Consider the following 23778-nt stretch of genomic DNA (forward strand, 5'->3'; position numbering starts at 1 on the left):
AGGGCGCCTAGGTGCCCTGCGGAACTTGAATGGATACCCATGTTTTTAAGTCATTGCACTTGTCCTGCCCGCGCGGCCCTTCTCCAGGCGCGGTGTTCACGTTGAGCACTGTCACCCGCGCATCCCGCCACGCAGGTCTTGAAGATGGGTCACTGACGCCCTTCCACCGCAAGCTCACGGTCTATTCCTCCGGCGGTCCCTTCCTGGACGGCTACATCATGTCGATCATCGGGGTGGCCATGCTCCAGATCAGCGACTACATGCACCTCTCAGTTGTGTGGGAGGGCGTCATCGGCGCCTCGGCGCTGGTTGGAATCTTCCTCGGAGGATTCGTCGGGGGGTGGCTCTCGGACCGTTTCGGCCGGCAGGTCCTCTACACGCTGGACTTGGTCGCGATCATCGTCTGCTCAGTGCTGCAGTTCTGGGTGGAGGGCCCGTGGATGCTGCTGTTGCTGCGCGTCGGAGTGGGCATTGCAGTGGGAGCCGACTATCCGATTGCCACGACTCTCTTGACCGAATTCCTCCCGCGCCGTCACCGCGGTCCTGCAATTTCCTTCCTCATGATCATGTGGTTCCTGGGTGCCGCTGTTGCCTATGTGGTGGGTGAATGGATCAGCGGACTGGGTGGCGAAAGTTGGCGGTGGATGCTGGCCAGCGCGGCCCTTCCTGCCCTCGTTATTGTCTGCCTGCGGCACGGCGCACCTGAGTCGCCGCGTTGGCTCATCCAGAAGGGGCGGCTTGCGGAAGCAGAAGTTGTGCTCAAGAAGGTCTTTGGTCCCTCAGCCAACATCAATGAACTGGAAGAGCAACAGGGCGGATCCGTCCGCGCACGGGACCTGCTCAAGTCCGGCTACTTGGGCCGCGTGGCATTCGTGACCACGTTCTGGACCTGCTCCATCGTTCCGCTCTTTGCGGTCTACGCCTTCGGCCCCCGCATACTGCAATCGATGGGATTCGATGAAGACAGCGCCAAGACCGGCACTGCCGCAATCAACTTCCTGTTCCTCGCTGGATGCCTTATCTGCGCGGTCTTTATCAACCGTTCCGGCCGTCGAAAGCTGGTTATTCACAGTTTCCTGTGGTCCGGTGCTGCCCTGGTGATCCTTGGCCTGTTCCCGGGAGCTCCGGGACCGGTGATCCTGGTCCTCTTCGCTTCCTACGCCATCGCAATCGGAGGCGCCCAGATCCTCCAGTTCGTCTACCCGAATGAGCTCTTTCCCACATCCATTCGGGGGAGCGCGGTGGGTCTTGCGTCCTCCCTCAGTCGCATCGGGGCTGCAGCGGGAACGTATCTTGTTCCGGTGATGCTCTCGGATCTCGGCATTGGCCCCACCATGCTGATTGCGGCAGGCATTACAGTCCTGGGTCTGCTCGTTTGCCTCAAGTGGGCACCGGAAACCAAGGACCTTGACCTCTCGGCAGCCGCCCGACTCAAGTAGCTCAGCGGCTGCCCTCGAACCATCACGCCATCATGAAAGGAATCACCCATTGAACAGGCTTCCAACAGCGGCCACGGCACTGCCTAACGAGGACGATGTCTGCAGGGGCGGCCTTGAAGTGGACGGCTGCGTCTACTGCACGGGACCTGAGACGGATTAGGATCCGTCGGCGGACCTGGCAACTACACAGGGCGCACCGTTGCGATAGCCACAAGGCACCCTTCGGCTTCAAGCTCCTCGGATTGTGCGCCCAGGACCAGCGTGGCCAGGTCCGCCAGTTTCCTGCCATCAGATAATGCAGCCGTGCCTTCCAGGACGGTTGCCGCAACAATGCCGGTGCTGGGATCCAGCGCCACCTTGCCGTCCAGCCGCTCAACGCTCATCGATCCGGTGCAGGAGCCACGGGGGGTCATAAGATTCAAGCCAAGCTGGGGCTCAGCCGTATCGAGTTCGACCGTTACGGCTGCTTCTCCCGTGAACTTAACTTTCTGACCCAGCCGCAAAGTGCATTCCAGGCCGTCTACGTTCAGTGTCAAAGGTCCGTAGCTTGCGAGCGTGAAGACCCGGTCGATCCCGGGAAGCAGCGAAAAATCTGCCGCCCGGGTCAGTTCGGCCAGGCTGAGCCGCCACTCGTAGGCCACGGAGCGCATGTCCGAAGAGCACTCGGGGCCGCTCTTGGTACTGACGCTGATTTCCTTCGTGTAGCCGGCGCGGTTGGCCCAAGGGGCTGGCGGCAGTTCGTGTGGCAGGGCGATGCGGGCGGCGTGCTGGGCGGTCATGGGCTTCCTTGCGGGCTCGGGCGGCGTGGTTGGAACGAGTTTACAAAGCTGTTACATCAAACTATTGACCTGATATGTGATCACAGATTACATTTTACGTGTGACCCCAACCACATTCGACCACCGTTCCCCGGAGGCCGATCTTCCCGGCACTGAACGCCAGGGCTAAAGACCACCAGTCGGCAGGCGAAAACCCGCCGGCACCAGCGCCTCCCGGCGCCCATCTGGAGGATGAGTACCCAGTGATCGACAATCAACAAGACCGGACCCAAGCTGCAACCGGCACAAACGCGACGCAGAACGTTCCGCAGCTGCAGCTGAAGAACATCCACAAGGAATTCAACGGAAACACTGTCCTGGCCGAGGTCTCATTGGACGTCAACGCCGGCGAAGTCGTTGCTTTCATCGGTCCCAGCGGCGCAGGCAAGAGCACGCTGTTGCGCTGCGTGAACTACCTGGAGACGCCATCGAGCGGCGATCTGCTGATCGACGGCAAGCCCACGGTAAAAATTGCTTCCAAACCGACGCGTAATGAGCTGATGAAGCTGCGTCGCCAGGTGGGCATGGTTTTTCAGTCCTTCAACCTTTTCCCGCACATCAGTGTGCTGCGCAATGTGGCCCTTCCGCAGGAGCGGGTCCTGGGCCGTTCCCGCAAGGAAGCCGAGGAACGGGCGATGGAGCTGCTGACCCGGGTCGGCCTTGGAAACAAGGCCGACGCCCGCCCGAGCAAATGCAGCGGGGGGCAGCAGCAGCGCATTGCGATCGCCAGAGCACTCGCGCTGGACCCCGAGATCATGCTCTTTGATGAACCGACGTCCGCCCTTGACCCTGAACTGGGCGGGGAGGTGCTGGCGGTCATGCAGGAACTCGCGGCGACCGGCATGACGATGCTCGTGGTGACGCATGAGATGTCCTTCGCCCGCAGGGTCTCCGACCGTACAGTTTTCATGGCCGACGGACGCATCGTGGAGCAAGGCGCCCCCGAGCAAGTGTTCGGCGCACCCCGCGAACCCCGTACCAAGAAATTCCTTGAGGCGGTGCTGGAACGGTGATCGAGGCAATCCCCTTCCTCCTCCAAGGCCTGGGCACGACCGTGATCATCACCTTCGGTTCATTCCTGATCGGTGCAGTGTGCGCCGTGCCTGTCGCACTGGCTCGGCTTTCCGAGATCGCACCGCTTCGTTGGGCGGCCACGGCCTTCATCGAGGTTGTCCGGGGCATTCCCCCGATTGCGTGGATGCTCATCCTTTTCTACGGGCTTGGACGTTACATCACGCTGCCGCCCCTTCTGGCTGCTTGCCTGGCCCTGGGAGCCGTTTCCACTGCCTACCTTGCCGAAAATTACCGTGCCGGTATCCAGGCCGTTGCCGGCGGGCAATGGGAAGGAGCCGGCGCACTCGGACTCTCCAACGGAGACACGTTCTGGCGCGTCATTGCGCCGCAGGGTATCGGTGTTGCGTTGCCGCCCTCGGCCTCCTACGCGGTGGGACTGCTGAAGGATTCCGCCGTCGCTTCCGTCATTGGTGTCAGCGACATAGCCTTCCAGGCCCTGACCCTGAACCAGCAGGGCAACCCGGGCCTCCCGATCTTCCTGGCTGCCGGCGTCGTCTACCTGATCGTCAGCGTCCCCATGGCTGTCCTTGCCCGCAAAGCTGACACCTTCATCCGAACCCGAAGCGCGGTGTGAACATGATTGAACAATGGATTCAATGGCTGCCGAGCCTCCTTTCCGGCCTCCAGACCAGCCTCGCAGTAACCGGTCTTAGCCTCCTACTGGGCCTGCCGCTGGGCCTTGTGTTCGCCTTCGGGATGATCTCCCGTACCCGCATCCTGCGCCAGGCGACCATTCTCATCGTCGAGCTCGGTCGCGGTATTCCGCTGTTGGTTGTCCTGTACGTTGTCTATTTCGGTCTGCCCGACGGCGGTATCGTGCTTGAGTCGTTTGCCGCGGCCGTCGTCGCCATTGCCTTCAACACCGGTGCCTACACCAGCGAGATCTTCCGTGCCGGACTCCTCAGCGTTCCCCGCGGCCACATCGAGGCCGCCCAAAGCCTGGGACTGAACTGGACTGATGAAGCCCGCTTCATTGTCCTCCCACAGGCCCTGAGAGCGATCGTTCCCCCGCTCATGTCGTACAGCGTCATCGTGTTCCAGGCCACAAGCCTTGGCTACGCGATCGCCCTTCCGGAATTGCTGAACAGCGCCTACCAGATCGGTTCGGTGACCTTTGAATTCCTGAGCGTCTTTATTCTTGCCGGACTTATCTACGCTGCGCTGTCCATCGTCGTATCGCGCTTCGTAGACGCCATCCACAGCAAGACCAGCAACTAACCCTTCCCACCTCTCCAGGAGCATCTTCCATGCGTAAGTTCACAATCACCGCCGTCATGTTCGCAGCGGCCCTGCCGCTGGCAGCCTGCGGCGGCACGTCAAGTACCGCCAACACCGTCGCGGCCGACTGCACCCCGGTGGTGTCCGGCGTCGAAACCGCCACCAAGGGCAAGCTCACCATGGCCGTCGCGGAGTACCCGCCGTACGTGTCCATGAAGGGCGGCTCGCTCTCCGGCGTCGACGGCGAAGTCCTCAAACGGGTGGCAAAGGATCTGTGCCTCGAGCCCGATGCCAAGACGTCCAGCTTCACGGCCATCATTGAATCTGTAAAGAACGGCAGCGTCGATCTGTCGGCCGGCAACTGGTACATCAATGAAGAACGCGGACAGCAGTTCGCCATCAGTAAGCCCGTGTACCTGGACAAAATGGCCCTGGTGACATCGAGCGGCGCGGACACCATCGACGCCGTGGCCGGCGGCACGGTGGGCACTCCGCAGGGATACCTGTGGGTCGGCGACCTCCAGAAGACCCTGGGCACTGACAAGGTCAAGCTCTACGCCACCGAGGACGCTGTCTACCAGGACGTGAAGTCCGGCAGGGCCGGCGCTGGCGTGATGACGTACGGCGCTGCACTGCAGTTGGTCAAGAACAACAACGACAACAAGCTGAAGGTCGCCGAACTCAAGCCGGACGAAAGGATCCAGGCTTCCGTAGGCGCGGCACAAACCGCCGTCCTGGTGAACAAAGGCAAGACCACTTTGCGGGACGCCGTCAACCAGGTCGTCGAGAAGATGCGGGAGGACGGGTCCCTCAAGAAGGCGCTCGAAGACAACGGCCTGCCAGGCACGGCCGCTGATGTGAAGGCTGCTGCCGGCAGCTGATCCGCAGACGGCGTCAAAGCAAGAGGCGGTTGGATCCCTCCAGGGGATCCAACCGCCTCTGCTTTGCCCGGGTGTTAGGGGGAAGCCTCGGTTACGCCGGCTGCGTCGCTGGCGCGCAACACACGGTAGCCATGCTCCTTGTCATAGCCATGAATCTCCCGCGTGTCCAGGGCAGCCATGAAGTCCAGCACGTTCGGGGTGATGAGTTGTCCCGGCACAAGGACCGGGAAGCCTGGAGGATAGGGTGTCACGAAGGCCGCGGAGATGACCTCGTGTCCTTGGGAGATCCGTTGGCGGACCCCGGCGTCCGTCAGGTACTCGCAGGCATCCGGCTTGTAGGTTTCAAAGTATGCCGTGCGAATACATCCGTCCGGCAGGGACTCGTCTGTCCGGAACCGTGTGGCGAAGCTGCTGAAGTCCGGCAGCGGTGGTGCTCCCTTGGTGAGCCGGGAGACCATCCGGCTGTGCGCCATCCTCGCGCGGGGACTCCGTGACTCCGCGGTGGAATCGAAGGACTCGGCGAGTTTGACCAGCACCTCGATCAGGTAGGCCACTGAACTGCGCGAAGTCCCGATGTTGGTCATGAACAGGACGCTGTTCCGGGAGGTTTTGTTGACCTGGATCCCGTGTCCGTCCATGAGGTGTTGGTGTTTGAAGGTATCGCCGTCCACGCCCGTTGCCCCGATGTACATGGTCAGTCGGCTCGGATCGACCACGAACTCATCGTTCTGCCAGGACTCGGCCATGCATGCCAGGCCGTCCACCAAGGGCATCGGGGAGTCGGTCTCACGGAATTCCTCCGGAACCAGCTCCTGGGTGTTCAGGATGCGGAAGTACTTTCGCAGCAGCGGATGCTGGTCGATCGCAGTGGCGACGCTCACGGCGAGGTCTGCCTGCTTCTGCACCAGTTCGCAGCCTTCGAGTTCGGCCTGCCGGCGCCCGATGTCCAGTGAAGCCAGGATCTGGTAGTTAGGGGACGTGGAGGTGTGGGTCATGTAGGCCTCGCGGAAGGCTTCTTCGCTCAGGCGGGCGAAGTCCTGATCGTAGACGTGGATCATGGAGCCCTGACGCAGGGAGGTCAGAGTCTTGTGCGTTGACTGCGTTGCGTAGACGCGGATCCTGGCTTTGTCCGGGTCCGGCACCAGCCGGGTGTCCAGCCACAGTTCGTCGTTCTTAGGTTCGCCCGTTTCGGGGTCGTAGAGTTCTGCGGCTTGGGCTGCGAACCGTTCCCGTGCTGCGGGGTCGCGGAACCGACGTTCCAGTGTCTGGCTGGCGGCCATCGCGGTGCGGCGGCGATAGATCGGATGGAACCCGGCGAAGGCGAACCAGGCTTCGTCCCATAGAAAGACCAGATCGGGCTTGATGGCCAGGCACTCTTCCATGACGCGTTCGACGTCGTAGACGATGCCATCGAAGGTGCAGTTGGTCAGGGCCAGCATCTTTACTTCGTTGAGGCGCCCGGCCGCGCGGTAGTCCAGCAGCATCTTCTTGATCCGGGACAGGGGCACGCCGCCGTAGAGTGAAAACTCGTTCATGGAGTAGGCCTCAAGGTAGGCCACTTTGGCGCCGGCCAGGAGCAGGGCGTAGTGGTGGGACTTGTGGCAGTTCCGGTCAACGAGGACGACGTCGGCTGGTGCCAACATCGCCTGGTGGACGATTTTGTTTGCGGTGGAGGTGCCGTTGGTGACAAAGAACGTTTGACGGGCGCCGAAGGCCCTTGCGGCCAGGCGCTGCGCGTCCCGGATCGATCCGTGAGGGTCCAGCAGTGAATCCAGACCGCCCGACGTCGCCGAAGTTTCAGCCAGCAGCAGGTTCAGGCCGTAGAACTCCTCCATGTCCTTGATCCATTTCGAGTTGGACACGGATCCGCCCCGGGACACGGGTAGTGCATGGAAGACTCCGCCGGGCCGTCTGCTGTGGTTTTGGATGGCAGTGAAGAACGGCGTTTCGTAGCGTTCGCCGACGCCTCGCAGAATGGACAGGTGCATTTCCAGGCTGTCCGCGCGCAGGAAGATCCTGCTGAAGCGGCTGGTGAGGGAACCGCCCAGCTTCTCAATGGACACGCCCGCTACCAGGTAGAGATCCAGGCTCGGACGTAATTCGGCGGCCTTTTCGGCAAGTATGAGTATTCTCTGGATGGGGCGGGCGGGATCCAGGTCCCGCGGGCCGTTGGCCGAAACAAAGTCGCGGATGTCCTGCTCCAAGGGCCGCCGCGAGCGGGTCATGAAACCGGGCCGGATGACACAGGCCTGGATATCGGTGTTCAACAACAGCGCAGCAACTGCATCTTCATAGCTGGGAACGATGTTGATCTCGTAGACAAAGGGATCCTGGGGGCGTCTTTGGCGCAGCATTTCCCGGACGAAGGCGGCACCGTCCGCCGGGGTGCAGTCGTCCACCAGCAGGACTTCAAAACGGGGCCGGCTGTCTGCAGTTCCCGTGGAGTCATTATCTGGGGGCCGTGAGCCGCCGGCGGGTGACGGCAATCGGCGCCGCTGCTTGATGCGCTCAACGGCCTCGCCCAATGCGGGAAAATCGCCTTCTTCCGTGAGGGTTCGGAGTTCGTCAATGGCAGCGAGTCCCGGGTTGGCCCAGTGGCCCTCCACCAGCTCCAGGCGGTCAAGGACACGAAGGATGTCCTCGCTGAGACGGAGGCTTGTTTCAGGGGAGAGGTCGCTGCCCATCTTCTCTGCCGTGTACGTCAGGTATTCCCATAGGTCTTCACGCATTCGCCACACATTGTGGGTTTTTGTTTCGCTGGTGCCGTCGACGGTGTACAGGTCTGGTGCAGCCGGATTCAACTGTATTCCTTTACTTTTGGGGAGCCTTGACGTTGTCTTTGTTGACAACGCGATGCCCGGGCTCCCGTGGTAACGAGTGGAGAAAAGGGAAAGAAAGGGAGGCTATAAGGCAACAGGAGAGCACCCGCGCCGAACAGGTCGACGCGGGTGCTCATATGCAGTTAGGCCATTAGTGCGTGAAGGGCATCAGCCAGGGTTCGTGCCCCGGTTTCGGCATCCTCGTCGACCACGTGTTCTTCAGGGGAGTGGGACACGCCGCTCGGGTTACGGACAAAGACCATGGCTGTTGGAACGTAGGGCGCCAGGACGCCGGCGTCATGGCCGGCTCCGGTGTCCAGGACGGGGGCCTGCGGCAGGGCGAGTTGGAGTTTCTTCTGCAGTCCGGGATCGAAATGAACGGTGCGGCTCAGCGACTCCTCCCGGAGCTCGACGCCGCAGCCTTCCTCGGCTGCAATGACCTGGGCCTGTCCGTGGATGCGCTCCACGAGGGCAGCTGTCACGGCGTCGTCGGGGTGCCGGACGTCCAGCCAGAAGTCAACACGCGAGGCGATGACGTTGGTCCCGCCAGGCACGGGCTGGAGCCGTCCGACCGTCGCCCGGGCGTGGGCCTGGTTCCGGGCGATGTCGCGGATGGCCACCACCATCCTGGAGGCCGACACCATGGGGTCATGCCGGTCGGCCATCAGCGTTGTTCCGGCGTGGTTGCCTTGCCCGTGGACGCTCAGGCGCCAGCGTCCGTGTCCGAGGATGGACGAAGCAATCGCTATGGGCTGGTCGAGGTCGATCAGGCCGCGGCCCTGCTCAACGTGCAGTTCAACGAAGGCGCCGATTTGGCTAAGGAGTTTTTCGTCCCGGCCAACGAAACGGGGATCGAGGCCGTTTGCCTGTGCGATGTCCGCGAAGGTTGAGCCGTCGGGATCCCGAAGGTTTCGGGCCTTGTCGGGATCAATGGCGCCGGTCATCAGCCGTGAGCCCAGGCACGCGACACCGAACCTCGATCCTTCCTCTTCCGGGAACACGACAACTGCCAGCGGGCGCGTGGGTGTGGTCATCCGTGCCTTGAGGATGTCGACTGCCACCAACGCGGAGGCCACGCCGAGGGGACCGTCGAAGGCCCCGCCGCCAGGCACCGAGTCGAGGTGGCTTCCGGTGACCAAGCTGTTGCCGCGGTCTCCGCCGGGCACATCCCACCAGGCCCAGATGGCGCCATTGCGATCCGTTTCCACGGCCAGACCGCGCTTCGAGGCCTGTTCGACGAACCAGTTGCGCAGGTCCAGCTCGGCGGTGGAGTACACGGGCCGTGTGTAGCCGCCGCGGAGCGCGTCGGTGCCGGTGCCTGCGATGTCGGACAACAGCCCGGTCACCGTTGCTGGCAGCGCCTGGTGCAGGGGAGTGGTTTCGGTGCCGTGCGCCATTAGCGGGCCGCCGATGCTGCGTGCCCGGCCTGGGCTGCGATCCGGAACTGATCCGGGACGGCTCCTGCGCCTGTGGCCAGGTCCGCGGCGAGCTGACCGATCAGCGGGGCAAACTTGGCGCCGTGCCCCGAGCAGGGGGAGAGGATGGTGATGCCGTCGACGCGGTCGATGATGAAGTCCTCGCTGGGGGTGTTGGTGAATAGGCATGTGGTTTCGGCGTATGGTTCCGGGACCAGGCCAGGCAAGTACTGTTCGACGTACTCGATGACTCGACGGCGGTTCCCGGGATCGATCCGTCCGTCCTGTTCTGCGGCGGATGGCAGGATCTTCCCGCCGTTGTATTCGGCGACTTTCTGTCCGCGGAAGCCGGCATCCCGGCCGCCCGGCAGGCCGTAAGCCTGCCAGCCCGAGCGCTTATGAATGAAGGTCGGCCACGGCGAAGAGTTGTGGTCCGTGTTGTCCGTGTAGGGGAAGTGGTAGGCCTGTTCCTGGCGCACCTCGATCGAGGGCATGGCGGACAGGAACGATGATGGCAGCGACAGCGATCCCAGGAGCCGGGGGAGCCAGCCGCCGGCGGCGACGATGACGTTGGCGGCGTGCAGGGACCTGCCCTCTTCGGAGGTCAGTACGTAGCCGCCGTTCGATGCCACGATTGAGGCGACAGCCCAGTTGTTGTGGAGTTCCGCGCCGTGCGCCACGGCCTGGTCAACCATGGAAGCGACGGATTCGTGGGCGTCGATGACACCGGCGTCCGGGTGCCAGAGCACCTGGGTATCAAAGGCGATTTGGGGCCACCGACGGTTGGCCTCTTCCGGGCTGAGAAGTTCGTGGTCAATGCCGCGCGCCGCCAGCACAGCGGCCAGGCGTTCTGGCTGGCGGATCGCCCCGTAGTCCACGGCGCCGGTGGGGGTGATGAGCTGTTTGCCGCTGAGACGGGCCAGCTCGTCCCACCCAACCTTCGCTTCCTGGACGAGGGCGGTGTAAAACTCCTCCGGATAGGCGTAACGGAAGATCCGGGCTGAGCCATGGGAGCTGCCGGCATCGTTCGCAGGGGTTGAACGTTCGAGCAAGGCAACGTCGTGGCCGCGGGCGGCGAGGTGCCAGGCAGTGGCAGCTCCAGACAGCCCTGCGCCGACGACGGCGTATTCGGTCGATTCCATGGATGGCTCCTTAGGCGCGGGATGGGCAACTGGGGGATGCCCGCTCTACATCCAGTAACTCACCCGCAAATGCATCCAGTCCAATATCATTTGACTAGCAATTATTAGCGTCAATCGAAAGAATCCCCATGGAACTCCGGCAGCTTCGGTACTTCCTCGTCGTCGCAGACGAGCTGCACTTCGGCCGGGCCGCAGAACGCCTGCACCTCACCCAGCCGCCACTGACCGTCGCCGTCAGGAAGTTGGAGCGCGAGCTTGGTGTCCAGCTCTTTGACCGCACCACCCGTCGCGTGGCCTTGACTGCGGCCGGTCAGGCCTTCAAGGAGCGAGTCCAGGCCGCCGTTTCGGACCTCGACGACGCGGCCGGGGATGTTGCCGATGTCGCTGCAGGCAAGAGCGGCAGGATCAGGGTGGGATTCGTCAGCTCCGCGAGCTACACCACCGTTCCGGAAGCCATCCGGGCCTTTCGCCAACAGCGTCCGCGCATAGACCTGGTCCTGAATCCGCTCACCAGCGGGGAGCAGATTGAGCAGTTGTTGGACGGGAACCTTGACCTTGGCCTCATCCGGGATCCGGGCGACATCCCCGGACTGAACCTTGAACTCCTGAGCACAGAAGACCTGGTGGTGGTCCTTCCCGATACACACCATCTGGCGGCCGTGGAGGAAATCCGCCCCCGGGATCTCGAGGGGGAACCCATGATCCTCTTTCCGTACCGCCTGATGCCGGGCTTCGTGGCACGGGTCCTCCGACTCTTCGACCCGCTCCCCACGCCGCCGATCATTGTGCAGCAGGCCATTCACCAGGAAACTGTTCTGGGACTCGTCGCCGCAGGCTTGGGGATCTCCGTCCTCCCGGAGTCCGTGCAGCGGTTCCAGATGCCGGGAGTTACCACGCGGCGCTTTGTCGGCAGGCCACAGACGGAGCTCCACGTGGCCCGGGCCTTTGGTCATTCGCCGGCCGTGGATGATTTCATCCGGTGCCTCAAGGGAGAGATTCCAGAATAGCTCTTGTGTGATCACATATCCCAGTCGTAATCTGAGCGGACTGCTACCACCGCCGCCCTGCTTCGGCTGCGGGCGCTTCCCGACCCCAGAGGACGTCCATGATCCAGCCAACCGCCGTCCTCGAACGCTTGTGCCGTCAGGCCGCGCTGGAAGCCGGTGCTGCTGAAGCTGCCGCTTCAGCCCTCGCCGATGCCATCGTCCACGCAGAGTTGCGCGGACGCCCCTCTGTGGGTGTCGCGCACCTCTTTGACTACCTTGCTGCGCTGGAATCGGGCGCGATTGACGGAATGGCAGTCCCCAGGATTTTAGTCCGGGGAGCAATCATCAGCTGCGACGCCCGCGGGGGCATCCCTCACGCCGGTTTTCTCCAGGCCTTCGACACCCTCTTGGACGTGGCAGGCGTCCATGGCTGCGCCGTCTTCATGCAGCACAATTCCTACACTTGCGGCGAGCTCGGATACTTCACGGACCGGCTGGCCGAAGCCGGACTGGTCGCTTTCGCCGCGGCAAATTCCCCCGCCTTGATGGCAGTGGGGTCCAGCGGGGGTCGGGTTCTGGGCACAAACCCAATATCTTTCGCCGCCCCCACCGGCGCGCAGGAACCGTTCCTCGTCGACCAGGCATCAAGTGAAACAGCCTTCGTAGCCGTCCGCGAGGCGGCGGCGGCCGGAAAAGAAATACCAGCCGGATGGGCTGTCGACTCCCGAGGCGAGCCGACCACGGACGCCAGTGCCGCCCTCGAAGGGTCCCTTTTGCCGTACGGAGGCCATAAAGGCGCCAACATGGCACTAGTTGCAGAGGTGCTGGCCGGGCTGGCTGGCGGACTCTGGTCCGTTGACGCGCCGCCCTTCACCGAAGGAAGTGCAAGCCCTGAAATTGGCATGACCATCCTGGCTATCAATCCGCGCTTCGCTGATGCCGCCTTCCCGCAAAGGCTCGGCGCACATTTGGACCGGCTATCCCGGGACTACCAGGTAAGGATTCCGGGACGGCGCCCAGAGGGAACAGCAGGCCAAGGCGTATTGGAGATCGACAGCGGGCAGTTCGAACGGCTTCAGTCCGCTGCGCAGAAAAACACGAACAGAAAGTTGGGACAAGCATGAACGAATTGCACGATGTCGTGGTGGTTGGGGCCGGACCGGCGGGGCTGGCCCTCGCGTACGATCTCCGCGACCTGGATCTTGACATTCAGGTGTTGGAGGCCGGCGACGACATTGGCGGACGGACGCGGAGCGTCCACCTGGCCGGCGCCACCGTCAACACGGGTGCCATGTTCATCTATCGCGGAACGCGCGCCGAAGCGCTCGCGAAGGAACTGGGTCAGGAGACCGTACCGTTCCATCCGGCTACTTATGGCGTGCATATCGACGGCGTTACTTCCGTTGCGGGGTCCACTTCCGAAGTCGTCGAACATCTCCCGCTGGCTCCTGAGTCCAGGGACGCGCTGGTCGATTTCATGGAAGGACTGGCGCGCGAATACAGGGCAAATGTGTCGGGGGGAAACATCACCGACCAAGCCGCGGCGCTGGAGCATGAAACCGTGGCCGCCAGGCTGGAAGGGCTCCCGGGACCCGCCCGGAGCATCATTGAGTCAGCCGTCCGGGGCGGTTCGGTAGGAGAGGCTGCCCAATTGTCGGCCAAATACGCTCTCCGCTATCTCGCCAGTTACATCGCCCACGAACGCGACAACCGCCTCTATCCCGTTAACGGCATGCAGGCCCTTCCGCGCGCACTCGCCGCCAATGTTGGCGCCCGGACCTCGATTGCTACGGGAATCCGCGTCCACGTCGTGCGGGAACGGGGGGACCTGCTTGAAGTCACTGCCGGTGACGGGGAGCATCAGCGGGTATTTCTGGCCCGCCACGTTGTGGTGACGGTGCCGGCTCCGCAGGTGGCAGGCATTTGTGGTGCCCTTCCCGGCTGGAAGAATCAGGCCCTACAGGCCGCTGAGACGCCGGGCAGCACGACGCTCACCATTGCCGCCAACGTAGAGGGCCTGCCGAAGTTCGTGGACTGGTCCTTCATCTCGACCGTCGGCAAGAAGTTTGACGCCATCATCAATCCGCAGCCCGGCGTTCTGCCGGGCGACGGAATCGTCAGGTTTACGTGCTACGGAAACTCGGCAGGATTCATCCCGGGAATCGAAAGCGACGGACAGCAGATCCAGCAGTGGATTGAAGACTTCCTGGAGGTCGCTCCGGAGCTCCAAGACCGGATTGTGGGGTCAGTGGCCGCTACCTGGGAGCACTGCTTTTCCGTGCTGTCCCCGAACCGCAACGACGCCTTGCCCGACCTCCAACGCAGTATTGGCAATCTGCATTTCGCGGGGGACTACACCTCGGAAACGGCAGGTTCGCACGGTGCGTACGGGGAAGCCCGCCGTGTGGCGCAGGTGTTGCGGGCAGATTTGTTGGCGATGGCCTGACGCCGGATCAGGCAAGTCCGTCCGTGGCGAGGCGCAGACCTCAGGGGCTGCGTTTCCTGCGTTTAGGGTGCCTCGTTGCAGCTGCAAATGTCCCAAAAGAATCACTGAAAAAGGACTAGTTGTGATCACATATCTCATCTATACTGTGATTCAGCCGAGTTTCTACGAGGTGTTTTGAACCTCGATGACGGTGACCAAATTCTTGCTTCCCCGCTAAGGGCGCCCCCTATGAGCGACCCCCGAAGCCAACTCGACACTTTGACGTGAGACGTGGACGTCTATGACCGCTAGGGAGATAACGTGGCCCCCACCCGAATTGACGCAGACACCCGTATCCTCATCATTGGCGCCGGCGTGGTTGGTGCCGCGCTGGCCGACGATCTGACCCGGCACGGCATGAAGTCCGTAACAGTGGTGGACCAAGGTCCCCTCTACCGGACCGGTGGCTCCTCATCCCATGCCCCTGGTTTCGCGTTCCAGACGACGGGTTCATCGGTGATGTCCGAACTGGCCCGGCGGACACTCGACAAGCTGGACGGGCTGACGTTGGATGGCCAGTGGATCCTCAAGAGGGTGGGCGGCCTCGAACTGGCTTGTGACGGGGAACGGCTGGAGTACCTGCATCGCCGGCACAACCTCGCGCAGTCATGGGGCGTTCCCTCCCGGCTGGTGTCTCCTGTCGCGTGTGGGGAGCTGTTCCCGGGTCTCGACACTTCCGCCGTGCTCGGCGGATTGCACACTCCAACAGACGGAGTGGTCAAGGCCGTACGTGCCGTGGAGTGGCAGGCCCGTCGTGCCATGGCGAACGGGGCACGTTTTTATGGCCTTACCGAGGTCACAGGGTTCCGTGTAGAACGTGGGCGGGTGACCGGCGTCGACGTCCGACCCACACCGCCTGTGCCGGGCAACCCCTCCAAGGGTGACCAGCTTCCAGACGGGACGTCATTCCTGGAAGCCGATGTCGTCGTCGTTTGTGCCGGGTTGTGGGGCCCGGGCCTCGGCAAACTTTTGGGCCTGGAGCTTCCCATGGTTCCCATGGAGCACTGTTCCTCATCCACCAATGCCCTTCCGTCGCTTGCCGGCTTCAGCGACGATGTCGAGATTGACCGACCCATGGTGCGGCACCAGGCCACTGGTTCCTACTTCCGCCAAATGGGTGAGCGGCTTGTGTGGGGCACGTATGAGCATCGTGTTATCCCCGTGGACCAGGACGAGATCGCCAGTCCTGAGGACTTTGCCCAAACGCAGATCGAACCCGCCATCCATCCTTTGACGTGGAACGATCTCAAGGACGGGTGGACGGAAGTCAAGCGGCTGTTCCCGGATGCTAACAGTTGCGAACCAGCAGAGGGATACAACGGAATCTTCTCGTTCACTCCGGACGGCAACCCGCTCCTCGGGGAGGTTCCGGGCATCAGGGGACTTTGGCTGGGCGAGTCCGTGTGGCTGACCCAATCTGCAGGCGTGGCCAACGTCCTGGCTGACTGGATTGTGACCGGAGATCCCGGCATTGACACGACGAGCCTCGACTTCCGTCGCTTCGATCAAGCGCACCTGACGCGTAGCGTCAGCATCGCGCGGGCCAGCGAGAACTACGACGAGGTCTACGACGTCAGCCACCCGCGCAAGCGGACGAAGCAACTGAGGAAGTTCGCCACGACGCCCTTCTATGTTCGGCAGGAAGCCCTGAAAGCAGAGTTCGGGACCTCACAGGGTGGCTGGGAGCGTCCCCTGTGGTACGGCAGTACCAAGGCGAATCTACCATCGGTGCCGAGGGATGCTTGGGGGACGTACGGATGGTCTCCCACCATTTCTGCCGAGGCGCGCCAGGCTGCAAACGGTGTTGGGCTCGTCGACAGGGGAGCGGTCAGCGTCTTCGAAGTCCGCGGCAACAATGCCGGGAAACACCTGTATGAACTCCTCGGCTCACATGTGGCCTTGCAGGTCAACTGTTCAGGACACGCCTTCCTGAAGAGTCCGTACGGGGGTATCGCGGCCGATCTGACACTCGTGCGAACCGCCGATGACTCATATTTCGTCATCGGCAGCAGCCCCGAGGACGTCTGGCACCTTCGCCGGGAGACTTCGCACTCTGACACGGTCACCGTTTCCGATCTGTCGTCAGCAACAACCGCGTTGGCGCTGATAGGTCCGGATGCAGCAACAGTTCTCGGTTCGGTCACGCGAGGTGCCGCGCCCGCGGCCCACTCACCTGAGGCGCCAGTGCTCGACGTCGGAGGCGTTCCGGTCCGCGTCGTCGCAGAAACCGCCGCAGGTGCGGGCGGCTGGACACTGTATGCGGCCACAGAGCATGGCCTGTACCTCTGGGATCTCCTCGTTGAAGCGGGTGCACAGCATGGGATTGGTCTCGTCGGCGACGAAGCATTTACCGCGCTGCGGATCGCCAACGGAGTACCTGCATTCGGTGTTGAGTACGGCCCCCGGGACAATGCCTTTGAAGCTGGCCTTGCCGGTCCTTCCACCGGTGAGGGCGCACGTCCTGGACACCGATTGCTCGTGCGCCTGAGAATGCGCAGCGATCTCCACGCCGTCGTAACGGGCGAACCGGTATCGAAGGACGGCTCTGTCGTCGGGTTCGTCACAAGTTCCGCCGAGGAACCCGCCTCAGGTCATTTCCTCGCGTTCGCCTGGGTCGACCCGGAAGCCGCGGCGGCGGGCGCTGAGGTGGAGATTTCACACCTCGACCAGCGTTGGGCAGCGTGCATCGATCGTACCCGCTAAGAGACAAGTCGCTGCACCGCGGCATAGGTGGGGCGTTGCGCCACGACTTGCTGCTCAGTCTTGGGAACGGCGTTCGGGCGCAGTCGCGGCCTGCCTATCTTTCAAAAATGGCCGTGGGCCGCGATAGCCCGCCCAGAGTAGGGCAGGTGTGTTACACGGCCGGCTCAATTCCGCCTCCCAGGGAGGAAGCCTTGCAGTACCCCATTTACGATGATGCCGGCGCTTGGAAGCGAAATCTTTGGCGCATCAAAGAGCTTGCGCCGCCGCATCAGGAGATGCTGCTGCAAATGCAGCCGTTCAACAGCGACCCAGATGCTAACTTCCTTGGCTGGATCAATCGCCTAGCCAGAATCGACAGGCACCGAAACCTCGTGGATGGCACATCGCGCCTGGTGGAACTTGAACCCGTCTTCGCAATCAAAGGCGGTCGCGGGAAGTACAACTTCACACCCCACTTGCAGTGGGGGGACCGCGTTCTCCGGAATGGGCGAGCGGATGCCGCACGGATCACCATTGTTCCATGGGATGAGACAGTACAAGTTGAGTGCAATCCTCGCGTTGGCATAGACCCGGAGATAGCAGAGTGGTCATTGTCCGAATTTTGGGGACCAACGCGTTTCTCTGAGCGGCTCCAACTGCTGCAACCTGGGTTGCCGCAGAAATAGCAGTCTACGAATATGAATGCACCGGAACAAGCAGGAAAGAAAGCCTGCTCACGGATTTCCTTCCGCGAAGACAGCGACGCCAGACGATCGACGGGATCCATGAACCGTGCCGAGTTTGATGCCGCTTCCTTTTTTGTGAAGGATTGCGATTATGCCCAAGCGATACCCCCAGGATCAGCGTGAGCGTGCCGTGCGGATGGTCCTGGACCACCTCGGTGAGTACGACTCCGTTTTTGCCGCCTGCTCTGCCATCGGCCCGAAGCTGAACATCGGTAGGGAGTCCCTGCGCCGGTGGGTTCTCCAGGCCCAGGTCGACGCGGACCAACGCCCCGGCGTCAGCAGTGCCGATCAGGCCCGGATCAGGGAGCTGGAACGGGAAAACCGTGAGCTGCGGGAGGCAAACGAGATCCTGAAGAAGGCCTCGATTTTCTTCGCGAGGGAGCTCGACCCTCGCCGCCGCAAATAGCCGGATTCATCGACGAACTGCGTGCTGATGGCTACGGGGTCGAGCCGGCCTGCAAGGTCCTGCGTGAGCAGGTCGTGCAGGTCGCCCCGCGGACCTACCGGTCCTGGAAAGCCAAAGCACCCGCCGCCCGGACCGTCACAGACGCCGCCATCGTCAACGCGCTAAAGGACACGGCTGAGACGCTGGAATCCCTGTACGGACGGTGGAAAATGACCGCCTGGCCGCGCCGTGAAGGCCATGACGTCGCCAGATGCACTGTAGACCGGCTCATGCGCCAAGAAGCCATGAACGGCCTGATCCGTGGCCGGAAACCCAAAGCCGGAGCAGCCCCGAAGGACTCCCAAAGGGCCCCGGATCTACTCAACCGTGACTTCACCGCGGCCCGGCCAAACGCCGTGTGGGTCACAGACTTCACCTACGTCAGGACGTGGTCCGGATTCGTCTATGTGGCCTTCGCCATCGATGTCTTCTCCCGAGCGATCGTGGGCTGGCACACCTCCGGCATCAAAGACACGGACATGGTGCTCACCACCCTGAAAATGGCGCTCTGGCACCGGGACCAGGCCGGAACGCCAGTACGCAAGGGCATGGTCCATCACAGCGACGCCGGCTCCCAGGGCGAATTCAAGTGGTCGTCGCAACACCTCGACCGATTTCAGGGCCTTGGTGACCGGTCTGTCGATGGGACGCACCGGCGTGTGCCTGGGACAACAGCATGGCAGAATCGTTCTTCTCAGCCCTGAAAAACGAGCGCGTCTAAATCACAAGCCCGGTCCGACGTCATCCGCTACATCGAGGGGTTTAACAACAGCCGGCGCCGTCACTCCGCGCTCGGCTACCGTCGCCCTAACGAAATCCACTATGGTTATCAACGGCCAACCCTGGCAGCGTAGAAGAATCCACTAATTCCGCTGGCCTAAATCTCCGCGGCAGCTCACAACCGCCGCACTCATCGTCACGTTTTGCCCTCGACGAGGAACGACAGGCTGACGTTGCCGGGACTCAAACCTCAAGTTCCTTCTCGAAGCAGACTGACGACGGTATCGCGGTGTCGTAGGGCGGATAGGCCGGTATTTGTCTGTAGCCGATCTTCCGGTACAGGGCCTCTGCTTCTGGTTGTTTGCCGCCGGTTTGAAGAATGACCCGCCTGGCGCCAGCCGCAGCTGCGATCTGCTCCAGTCCGGCCATGAGTTGAGTCGCCGCTCCGAGGCCACGCGCTGCTGGGTCAACGATGACACGCTTGACTTCCCACTCCCCTTCCAGCAGGCGAAGTGCCCCATGCCCTATCGCCTGCCCGAAGGAGGTAACAACGAGGACATTCGCGACAAAGTCTCCAGCCGGGACGCTTAATGCAGACCTGACGGCAGCCGAAAGGGTGGGCTCTTCCGCCGTGGCGTACCGGGCGAGGAGTTCCTTGTTCAGCAGATCCCGTAATCGGGCAGCCCGCGGATCCTCAAAACGCACTTCTTCGAGATTCAGAGCCAACTTCTCAGCCGACACGACACCCTCCTTCGGCTTAGCCTGATCGCAATTCCTTCTTTGAGCATGAGCTTTCTGGGCGCTCTTCTGTTTAGTGCCCTGTCAAGCTTAGGCCGTAGGCACCGGGAACGGCGTCGGCGGATCCACATCGGCTGTCCCTGGGACAGCGACTACGGCGCCGCCGGGCCCTGGAAGAGGGAGTGCGGCTGGACCGCGGACACCCCGTATTGGAGTCCCCAGCGCGGGGACTCCACTACGGGGTCATTGTTCTGCTCTGGGCCGCCCAGCGGCTCAGGCAGATGCCAGCTTCCGGATGCGGGGATGGTTCTCCAGCGCCCACCGCAGGGTTTTCGGCGGGCGCCCGAGGAGGGTTTCCAGCTGTTCGCTGACGCCAGCGGCGCCGTAGCGTCCGCCGGCGACCAGCCGGGTCAGGGCCTTTAGGTGCTCCGCTATGTGTGGATAGGCGGCCAGGGCACTGTCCACGTACTGCTTGTTCCAGGTTTCTACATCTTCGGGAACGTAAGTGACCTGACGTCCCAGTGCGGCTGCGTAGTCGTCCGCGAACTCGTTCATGTCTTTCAGTTCGGGACCGGTGAGCTCGTAGGAGTTCGAGATGTGTGGTGCCGGGTCGAGGAGGATCTTTGTGCACAGCTCCGCCACGTCGTAACCGGCGATGGGCGCGAACCGCTGGGCGTCGAAGGGCAGGCGCAGTTCGCCATTGCCCAGCGGCTCCAGCGCCAGCCAGGTCAGGATGGGGTTCTCGACGAAGATGGCCGCCCGCACGTTGACGGTCGGGAGGCCGGACCAGTCCAGCACCTGCTCGGCGACCCAGTGGGCCCGTTGCTGCGGTGACCAGTCCGTGACGAGTCCGCCGAGCCACGAACGCCGTTCTTCGACTGGTGCTGTCATTTTCTCGAACGGCATGAACCACTGCTCGTACTCGGAGATGTTGACGAAGACTTCGATGTCGCCCTGGGCCCGCGCCGCGGCGGCCATCAGGGCGACGGCGTCGGTGTAGTACGGCGACAGGCTCATGCTGAAGTAGATGCGCCGGCAGCCTTTCAGTGCGGCGGTGACGTCGGCGATGTTGAGTAGGTCACCGACGAAGACCTCAGCCCCGGCCTGGCGGAGCGAGTGCGCGCGTTCGTCGTCCTGTCGCACGAACGCGCGCACCGGGTGCCCTTGTAAAAGCAGCATGTCGACCATCGTCCTGCTCACACCGCCGATTTCGCCGGCCGCGCCGGTGATCAGGATGGGATTGCGCTCCGTCATTTGTGTCCTTTGTCTCGTTGAGGTTTGTCTGGTTGGGTGGGTCAGATGTTCAGATGTTCAGAGGGCCAAGGATGTGCCTGGCGACTGTCTTGGCCTGCTTGAGGTGCAGGAAGTGCTCCGCCTGGGCGAAGGCGATGAGCTCGATGGCTGCCTCCACAAGGGCCTTCGGCCCTGTTCCAGCCGGATGGTGCCGGCCAGCCGGGGTGGCATTTTAAAAGGTCGCTGGGAAGCGTATTTGTTAGCTGGGCAGGTGGTTCAGCTTGCGGATCTGGCTGTCGAAGGCCGACGCAGGGACGTAGCGTCGGAGCATGCTGACCTGGCGGACGCGGGAGCCGGCGGCATAGCGGAGTCTTGGCTTGGAATCCTGCGCGGCAGCAACCACTGCGTCGGCAACTACTGATGCTGGGTAGCCTTCCTTCACGGCACCGGCCATGTACTCGGTAAAGATTTTCCGCTGTTTGGCATAGGCATCCAAGGGTTTGTCAGCCTGCAGGTTGTGAGCATCAAAGTCGGTGTTGGTCCAGGCCGGCTCGACCAGGACGGCGCGGACACCATGCTCGCGGAGTTCGTGGTCAAGGGATTCCGTGTACCCCTCGATCGCGTGCTTTGACGCGGAGTATGTGGCCGTGTACGGCTGCGGGATGAAGCCGACGATCGAGGAGACATTCACGATCCGCCCCGCTTTCCGGGCTCGCATGTGCGGCAGAACGGCCTTGGTCATCCGCATTACGCCGAACACATTGATGTCGAAAACGCGACGGTCCTGGTCAAGCGAGCTTTCTTCAGCTGCACCCGAAGACCCGATACCCGCGTTGTTGACCAAGACATCGATCTTTCCGAAACGGTTGATGACCTCGTGGACTGCAGCTGCTACGGAGTCGTCACTGGTGACGTCGAGGTCAATGAATGTCACTCCGGGGACGGGCGTGATGCCTGCCGAGGCGCGGCTGGTCCCGACAACCTCGTATCCGGCGCCTGCAAGGGCGGTAGCCACGGCCTTCCCGATCCCTGAGGATGCGCCCGTAACGAGGGCTAGCTGGCGTGCTGTTGTCATTGCTGGCTCCTGCTGCTGGATAAAAGAAGGGACGGTGGAATTCTGGGGCGAGTGCTTGCTGAATGCGCCCCGAACTTCGGTATCACCAGTGTAGCAACTATTTGGTGAATCGCAACAGCGATGTTCTATTTATGCGACTAGTTGTGTCTTTGCAGTTGCGGCTAGGATGGGAAAGACGAAGATAGGAGTGAACTGTGACGAGAACCTTGAGGGCCGACGCAGAGCGGAGCGTACGGGCAATTCTGGAGGCAGCGGAACAAGTGCTGAGCCTCGATCCGGGTGCTTCCATGGAACAGATCGGCGACGCCGCCGGAGTCGCCAGGACGACGGTTCATCGCCGATTCGCCAACCGCCAGGCCCTTATCGACGCTTTGGCGGTTTCTGCAAGCCAGCAGTTGGCTGAAGCCGTTGAAGACGGCAGGCCAGATACAGCCCCGCCACTGGTGGCGCTGTATCGGGTAACCGCCAACGTCTTGAAGACAAAGAACGCCTGGAAATTTACACTCGGGAACCGCCGGACGGAAACCAGCGCCGCTGCGTCAATCTGGGAGAGAATCAACACGCGCTGCATGGAACTGCTTGCCAGGGCACAGCGGGAGGGTCTACTGGACGCGGCCGAAGACCTGGAGTGGACCCGTCAGGTCTACTACGCCCTCATGAGCGAGGCCTTGCAGCGGGCCACCGCAGGGCCAGCCGACACCGATGCCCTGGCTGAGCTGGTGGTTCACACCCTGCTCTACGGCGCCGGGCGACGGACGCAATGAGGAGCGGGTCCTCCTTCCATACCTACTGTCCGCAGCGGAGGTGCCGCAATGCATAAAAATTCACGACTTCTCCTAAGGAAAATGGTCATCATTTGGCGGAAGACAGACTTGGAAGCCACCCTCACGACACCCGATCCGACTTCTGCAGCGACCACTATCAGATAAGAGCTCTGTGATAACCACCAGAACCATTGAGACAACGAACTTCGAGAGCCAGCGACTCGCAATAGGAACCAATACTGACTTCGACCGGTTCGTCGAAACGTTCGAAGCGGAAGTTCCGGCGATGCAGCAGTCCATCTTCATCGAGGCGTCGGACTGGGACGATGTCACACGTCACACGGCGCAGATCGCGACGCACGGGTTCCTCCTCTTTTGGAAAATGGCCCCGAGTGACGGGATGATTCTTGCAGGAGACACGTTACGGTCCAGGCTCTACCTAATGGGTAATCCGGTCATCGCCGAGTCGATGTACCGGCACCACCCCGCCGTCATGCTGTATGCCCCGTTGCGCGTGGAGATCTACGAAGAGGCCGATACTGGACTGGCCGTCCTCGCGATAGACCTACCAAGTCTTCCCTTCGGAAGCTTCGGCATTGAGGAAATTTCGAAGGTCGGGCACGAACTCGACACGAAAGTTGAGAACCTACTCGCAGCGCTGGGGCTACCACCGGGGATGCTCTCAGCTAAAACAGCCTGAAGAGCTCAGAACGATAACGGATGTTATCTCGTGGTGTGACATTGTCCGAATGTCAGGACATCTCCCCAAAGTCGCAATCTACAGCATTCTCCTCACGGCGGCCCAAGGAACAGGATCGCCTCTCGTGTCTCAATATTTGTTGGCAAGAATCTCAGTAGACAGGGCAATCTACGATCGCCGGAGCCCAACACGTCCTGATCAAACCGCGCCGCCCCTGGCAGAACGCTTCAACCGCACCCTCCAGGAAGGCTGGGCCTACCGGCAGCCCTTCACCTCCAACCAGGCACGCACCGACGCCCTGCAACCATGGCTGGACTTCTACAACAATCACCGGCCCACGGCAGCCTCGGAGGCAAACCACCCGTCAGCACGTGCAACTAACCTACTGACTGAGTACA

Annotated in this window: 21 protein-coding genes, 1 pseudogene and 1 other annotated feature; of the genes and pseudogenes, 15 read left to right on the forward strand and 7 right to left on the reverse strand. The window is 62.3% G+C overall.

The window, feature by feature from the left end:
- Nucleotides 1-101 precede the first annotated feature (101 nt).
- A complete protein-coding gene (locus ABIB26_RS19820; protein ID WP_354247097.1) occupies nucleotides 102-1439 on the forward strand; it encodes an MFS transporter in 1338 nt (445 codons plus the stop codon).
- Nucleotides 1440-1621: 182 nt separating this feature from the next.
- On the opposite strand, the gene ABIB26_RS19825 is transcribed toward ABIB26_RS19820, so the two are convergent.
- Nucleotides 1622-2218, reverse strand: a complete 597-nt coding sequence (locus tag ABIB26_RS19825; RefSeq protein ID WP_354247100.1) for a HutD/Ves family protein — start codon at nucleotides 2216-2218, stop codon at nucleotides 1622-1624.
- Nucleotides 2219-2460: 242 nt separating this feature from the next.
- On the opposite strand from ABIB26_RS19825, the gene ABIB26_RS19830 reads away from it, so the two are divergent.
- Genes ABIB26_RS19830 through ABIB26_RS19845 form a run of 4 tightly spaced genes read left to right on the forward strand, consistent with a single transcriptional unit; the run spans nucleotide 2461 to nucleotide 5430 of the window.
- The gene (locus ABIB26_RS19830) at nucleotides 2461-3270 is read left to right on the forward strand and encodes an amino acid ABC transporter ATP-binding protein (protein ID WP_502913722.1); all 810 of its coding nucleotides are present in this window, start codon (nucleotides 2461-2463) and stop codon (nucleotides 3268-3270) included.
- Nucleotides 3267-3905, forward strand: coding sequence for an amino acid ABC transporter permease (locus tag ABIB26_RS19835; RefSeq protein ID WP_354247103.1), 639 nt, complete (start codon nucleotides 3267-3269; stop codon nucleotides 3903-3905). Before ABIB26_RS19830 ends, ABIB26_RS19835 begins: the two co-directional genes overlap by 4 nt.
- Nucleotides 3906-3907: 2 nt before the next feature.
- Nucleotides 3908-4549 carry an amino acid ABC transporter permease gene (locus ABIB26_RS19840; protein WP_354247205.1) on the forward strand — a complete coding sequence of 214 codons (642 nt, stop codon included), beginning with the start codon at nucleotides 3908-3910 and terminating at the stop codon, nucleotides 4547-4549.
- Nucleotides 4550-4578: 29 nt separating this feature from the next.
- Complete coding sequence (locus ABIB26_RS19845; RefSeq protein ID WP_354247106.1) at nucleotides 4579-5430, forward strand: substrate-binding periplasmic protein; 852 nt, start codon at nucleotides 4579-4581, stop codon at nucleotides 5428-5430.
- Between the two features lie 74 nt (nucleotides 5431-5504).
- Here ABIB26_RS19845 and ABIB26_RS19850 read toward each other — a convergent pair whose 3' ends face one another.
- The 3 genes from ABIB26_RS19850 to ABIB26_RS19860 all read right to left on the reverse strand — a co-directional run bounded on the left by ABIB26_RS19850 (nucleotide 5505) and on the right by ABIB26_RS19860 (nucleotide 10806).
- The gene (locus tag ABIB26_RS19850; RefSeq protein WP_354247109.1) at nucleotides 5505-8159 is read right to left on the reverse strand and encodes an aminotransferase class I/II-fold pyridoxal phosphate-dependent enzyme; all 2655 of its coding nucleotides are present in this window, start codon (nucleotides 8157-8159) and stop codon (nucleotides 5505-5507) included.
- A 233-nt stretch (nucleotides 8160-8392) separates the two neighbouring features.
- Nucleotides 8393-9646: an allantoate amidohydrolase gene (locus tag ABIB26_RS19855; protein WP_354247112.1), complete on the reverse strand. Its 1254-nt coding sequence runs from the start codon at nucleotides 9644-9646 to the stop codon at nucleotides 8393-8395.
- Nucleotides 9646-10806, reverse strand: coding sequence for an FAD-dependent oxidoreductase (locus ABIB26_RS19860; RefSeq protein ID WP_354247114.1), 1161 nt, complete (start codon nucleotides 10804-10806; stop codon nucleotides 9646-9648). Before ABIB26_RS19860 ends, ABIB26_RS19855 begins: the two co-directional genes overlap by 1 nt.
- A gap of 128 nt (nucleotides 10807-10934) precedes the next feature.
- Here ABIB26_RS19860 and ABIB26_RS19865 point away from each other — a divergent pair, with 128 nt between their 5' ends.
- The 7 genes from ABIB26_RS19865 to ABIB26_RS19895 all read left to right on the forward strand — a co-directional run bounded on the left by ABIB26_RS19865 (nucleotide 10935) and on the right by ABIB26_RS19895 (nucleotide 18854).
- Nucleotides 10935-11813, forward strand: a complete 879-nt coding sequence (locus ABIB26_RS19865) for a LysR family transcriptional regulator (RefSeq protein ID WP_354247117.1) — start codon at nucleotides 10935-10937, stop codon at nucleotides 11811-11813.
- Nucleotides 11814-11911: 98 nt separating this feature from the next.
- On the forward strand, nucleotides 11912-12916 hold the full coding sequence (locus ABIB26_RS19870; RefSeq protein ID WP_354247119.1) for an Ldh family oxidoreductase: 1005 nt from the start codon (nucleotides 11912-11914) through the stop codon (nucleotides 12914-12916).
- Nucleotides 12913-14238 (forward strand): flavin monoamine oxidase family protein, encoded by a 1326-nt coding sequence (locus ABIB26_RS19875; RefSeq protein ID WP_354247122.1) that lies wholly within the window; start codon nucleotides 12913-12915, stop codon nucleotides 14236-14238. The genes ABIB26_RS19870 and ABIB26_RS19875 overlap by 4 nt, the downstream gene beginning before the upstream one ends.
- 300 nt (nucleotides 14239-14538) lie before the next feature.
- On the forward strand, nucleotides 14539-16980 hold the full coding sequence (locus tag ABIB26_RS19880; RefSeq protein ID WP_354247125.1) for an FAD-dependent oxidoreductase: 2442 nt from the start codon (nucleotides 14539-14541) through the stop codon (nucleotides 16978-16980).
- Between the two features lie 191 nt (nucleotides 16981-17171).
- The gene (locus ABIB26_RS19885) at nucleotides 17172-17645 is read left to right on the forward strand and encodes a hypothetical protein (RefSeq protein WP_354247128.1); all 474 of its coding nucleotides are present in this window, start codon (nucleotides 17172-17174) and stop codon (nucleotides 17643-17645) included.
- A gap of 151 nt (nucleotides 17646-17796) precedes the next feature.
- Nucleotides 17797-18111: a transposase gene (locus ABIB26_RS19890; protein ID WP_354247130.1), complete on the forward strand. Its 315-nt coding sequence runs from the start codon at nucleotides 17797-17799 to the stop codon at nucleotides 18109-18111.
- Nucleotides 18066-18200 (forward strand) — a sequence feature (AL1L pseudoknot). It overlaps the preceding gene by 46 nt.
- Nucleotides 18129-18854, forward strand: coding sequence for an IS3 family transposase (locus ABIB26_RS19895; protein WP_354247208.1), 726 nt, complete (start codon nucleotides 18129-18131; stop codon nucleotides 18852-18854). Its footprint overlaps the feature before it by 72 nt.
- A 259-nt stretch (nucleotides 18855-19113) precedes the next feature.
- Here the strand turns inward: ABIB26_RS19895 and ABIB26_RS19900 are convergent, their stop codons facing one another.
- The 3 genes from ABIB26_RS19900 to ABIB26_RS19910 all read right to left on the reverse strand — a co-directional run bounded on the left by ABIB26_RS19900 (nucleotide 19114) and on the right by ABIB26_RS19910 (nucleotide 21916).
- On the reverse strand, nucleotides 19114-19611 hold the full coding sequence (locus ABIB26_RS19900; protein WP_354247133.1) for a GNAT family N-acetyltransferase: 498 nt from the start codon (nucleotides 19609-19611) through the stop codon (nucleotides 19114-19116).
- Nucleotides 19612-19881: 270 nt separating this feature from the next.
- Nucleotides 19882-20862 carry an NAD(P)H-binding protein gene (locus ABIB26_RS19905; RefSeq protein WP_354247136.1) on the reverse strand — a complete coding sequence of 327 codons (981 nt, stop codon included), beginning with the start codon at nucleotides 20860-20862 and terminating at the stop codon, nucleotides 19882-19884.
- 238 nt (nucleotides 20863-21100) lie between these two features.
- Nucleotides 21101-21916: an oxidoreductase gene (locus ABIB26_RS19910; protein ID WP_354247139.1), complete on the reverse strand. Its 816-nt coding sequence runs from the start codon at nucleotides 21914-21916 to the stop codon at nucleotides 21101-21103.
- Between the two features lie 194 nt (nucleotides 21917-22110).
- Here ABIB26_RS19910 and ABIB26_RS19915 point away from each other — a divergent pair, with 194 nt between their 5' ends.
- The 3 genes and pseudogenes from ABIB26_RS19915 to ABIB26_RS19925 all read left to right on the forward strand — a co-directional run.
- A complete protein-coding gene (locus ABIB26_RS19915) occupies nucleotides 22111-22680 on the forward strand; it encodes a TetR/AcrR family transcriptional regulator (protein ID WP_354247141.1) in 570 nt (189 codons plus the stop codon).
- A gap of 172 nt (nucleotides 22681-22852) precedes the next feature.
- Nucleotides 22853-23380 carry a DUF302 domain-containing protein gene (locus ABIB26_RS19920; RefSeq protein WP_354247144.1) on the forward strand — a complete coding sequence of 176 codons (528 nt, stop codon included), beginning with the start codon at nucleotides 22853-22855 and terminating at the stop codon, nucleotides 23378-23380.
- 220 nt (nucleotides 23381-23600) lie between these two features.
- Nucleotides 23601-23761: pseudogene (locus ABIB26_RS19925) on the forward strand (integrase core domain-containing protein); the annotation flags it as partial.
- Nucleotides 23762-23778 lie beyond the last annotated feature (17 nt).

Source organism: Arthrobacter sp. UYEF20 (assembly GCF_040546335.1).
GTDB lineage: Bacteria > Actinomycetota > Actinomycetes > Actinomycetales > Micrococcaceae > Arthrobacter.

Excerpts from the sequence above, each read along its gene's own strand:
- ABIB26_RS19870 (WP_354247119.1), top strand. The coding sequence starts at position 11,912 with ATGATCCAGCCAACCGCCGTCCTCGAACGCTTGTGCCGTCAGGCCGCG.
- ABIB26_RS19875 (WP_354247122.1), top strand. The coding sequence starts at position 12,913 with ATGAACGAATTGCACGATGTCGTGGTGGTTGGGGCCGGACCGGCGGGG.
- ABIB26_RS19910 (WP_354247139.1), bottom strand. The coding sequence starts at position 21,916 with ATGACAACAGCACGCCAGCTAGCCCTCGTTACGGGCGCATCCTCAGGG.
- ABIB26_RS19860 (WP_354247114.1), bottom strand. The coding sequence starts at position 10,806 with ATGGAATCGACCGAATACGCCGTCGTCGGCGCAGGGCTGTCTGGAGCT.
- ABIB26_RS19890 (WP_354247130.1), top strand. The coding sequence starts at position 17,797 with ATGCCCAAGCGATACCCCCAGGATCAGCGTGAGCGTGCCGTGCGGATG.
- ABIB26_RS19855 (WP_354247112.1), bottom strand. The coding sequence starts at position 9,646 with ATGGCGCACGGCACCGAAACCACTCCCCTGCACCAGGCGCTGCCAGCA.
- ABIB26_RS19840 (WP_354247205.1), top strand. The coding sequence starts at position 3,908 with ATGATTGAACAATGGATTCAATGGCTGCCGAGCCTCCTTTCCGGCCTC.
- ABIB26_RS19905 (WP_354247136.1), bottom strand. The coding sequence starts at position 20,862 with ATGACGGAGCGCAATCCCATCCTGATCACCGGCGCGGCCGGCGAAATC.
- ABIB26_RS19865 (WP_354247117.1), top strand. The coding sequence starts at position 10,935 with ATGGAACTCCGGCAGCTTCGGTACTTCCTCGTCGTCGCAGACGAGCTG.
- ABIB26_RS19825 (WP_354247100.1), bottom strand. The coding sequence starts at position 2,218 with ATGACCGCCCAGCACGCCGCCCGCATCGCCCTGCCACACGAACTGCCG.
- ABIB26_RS19850 (WP_354247109.1), bottom strand. The coding sequence starts at position 8,159 with ATGCGTGAAGACCTATGGGAATACCTGACGTACACGGCAGAGAAGATG.
- ABIB26_RS19845 (WP_354247106.1), top strand. The coding sequence starts at position 4,579 with ATGCGTAAGTTCACAATCACCGCCGTCATGTTCGCAGCGGCCCTGCCG.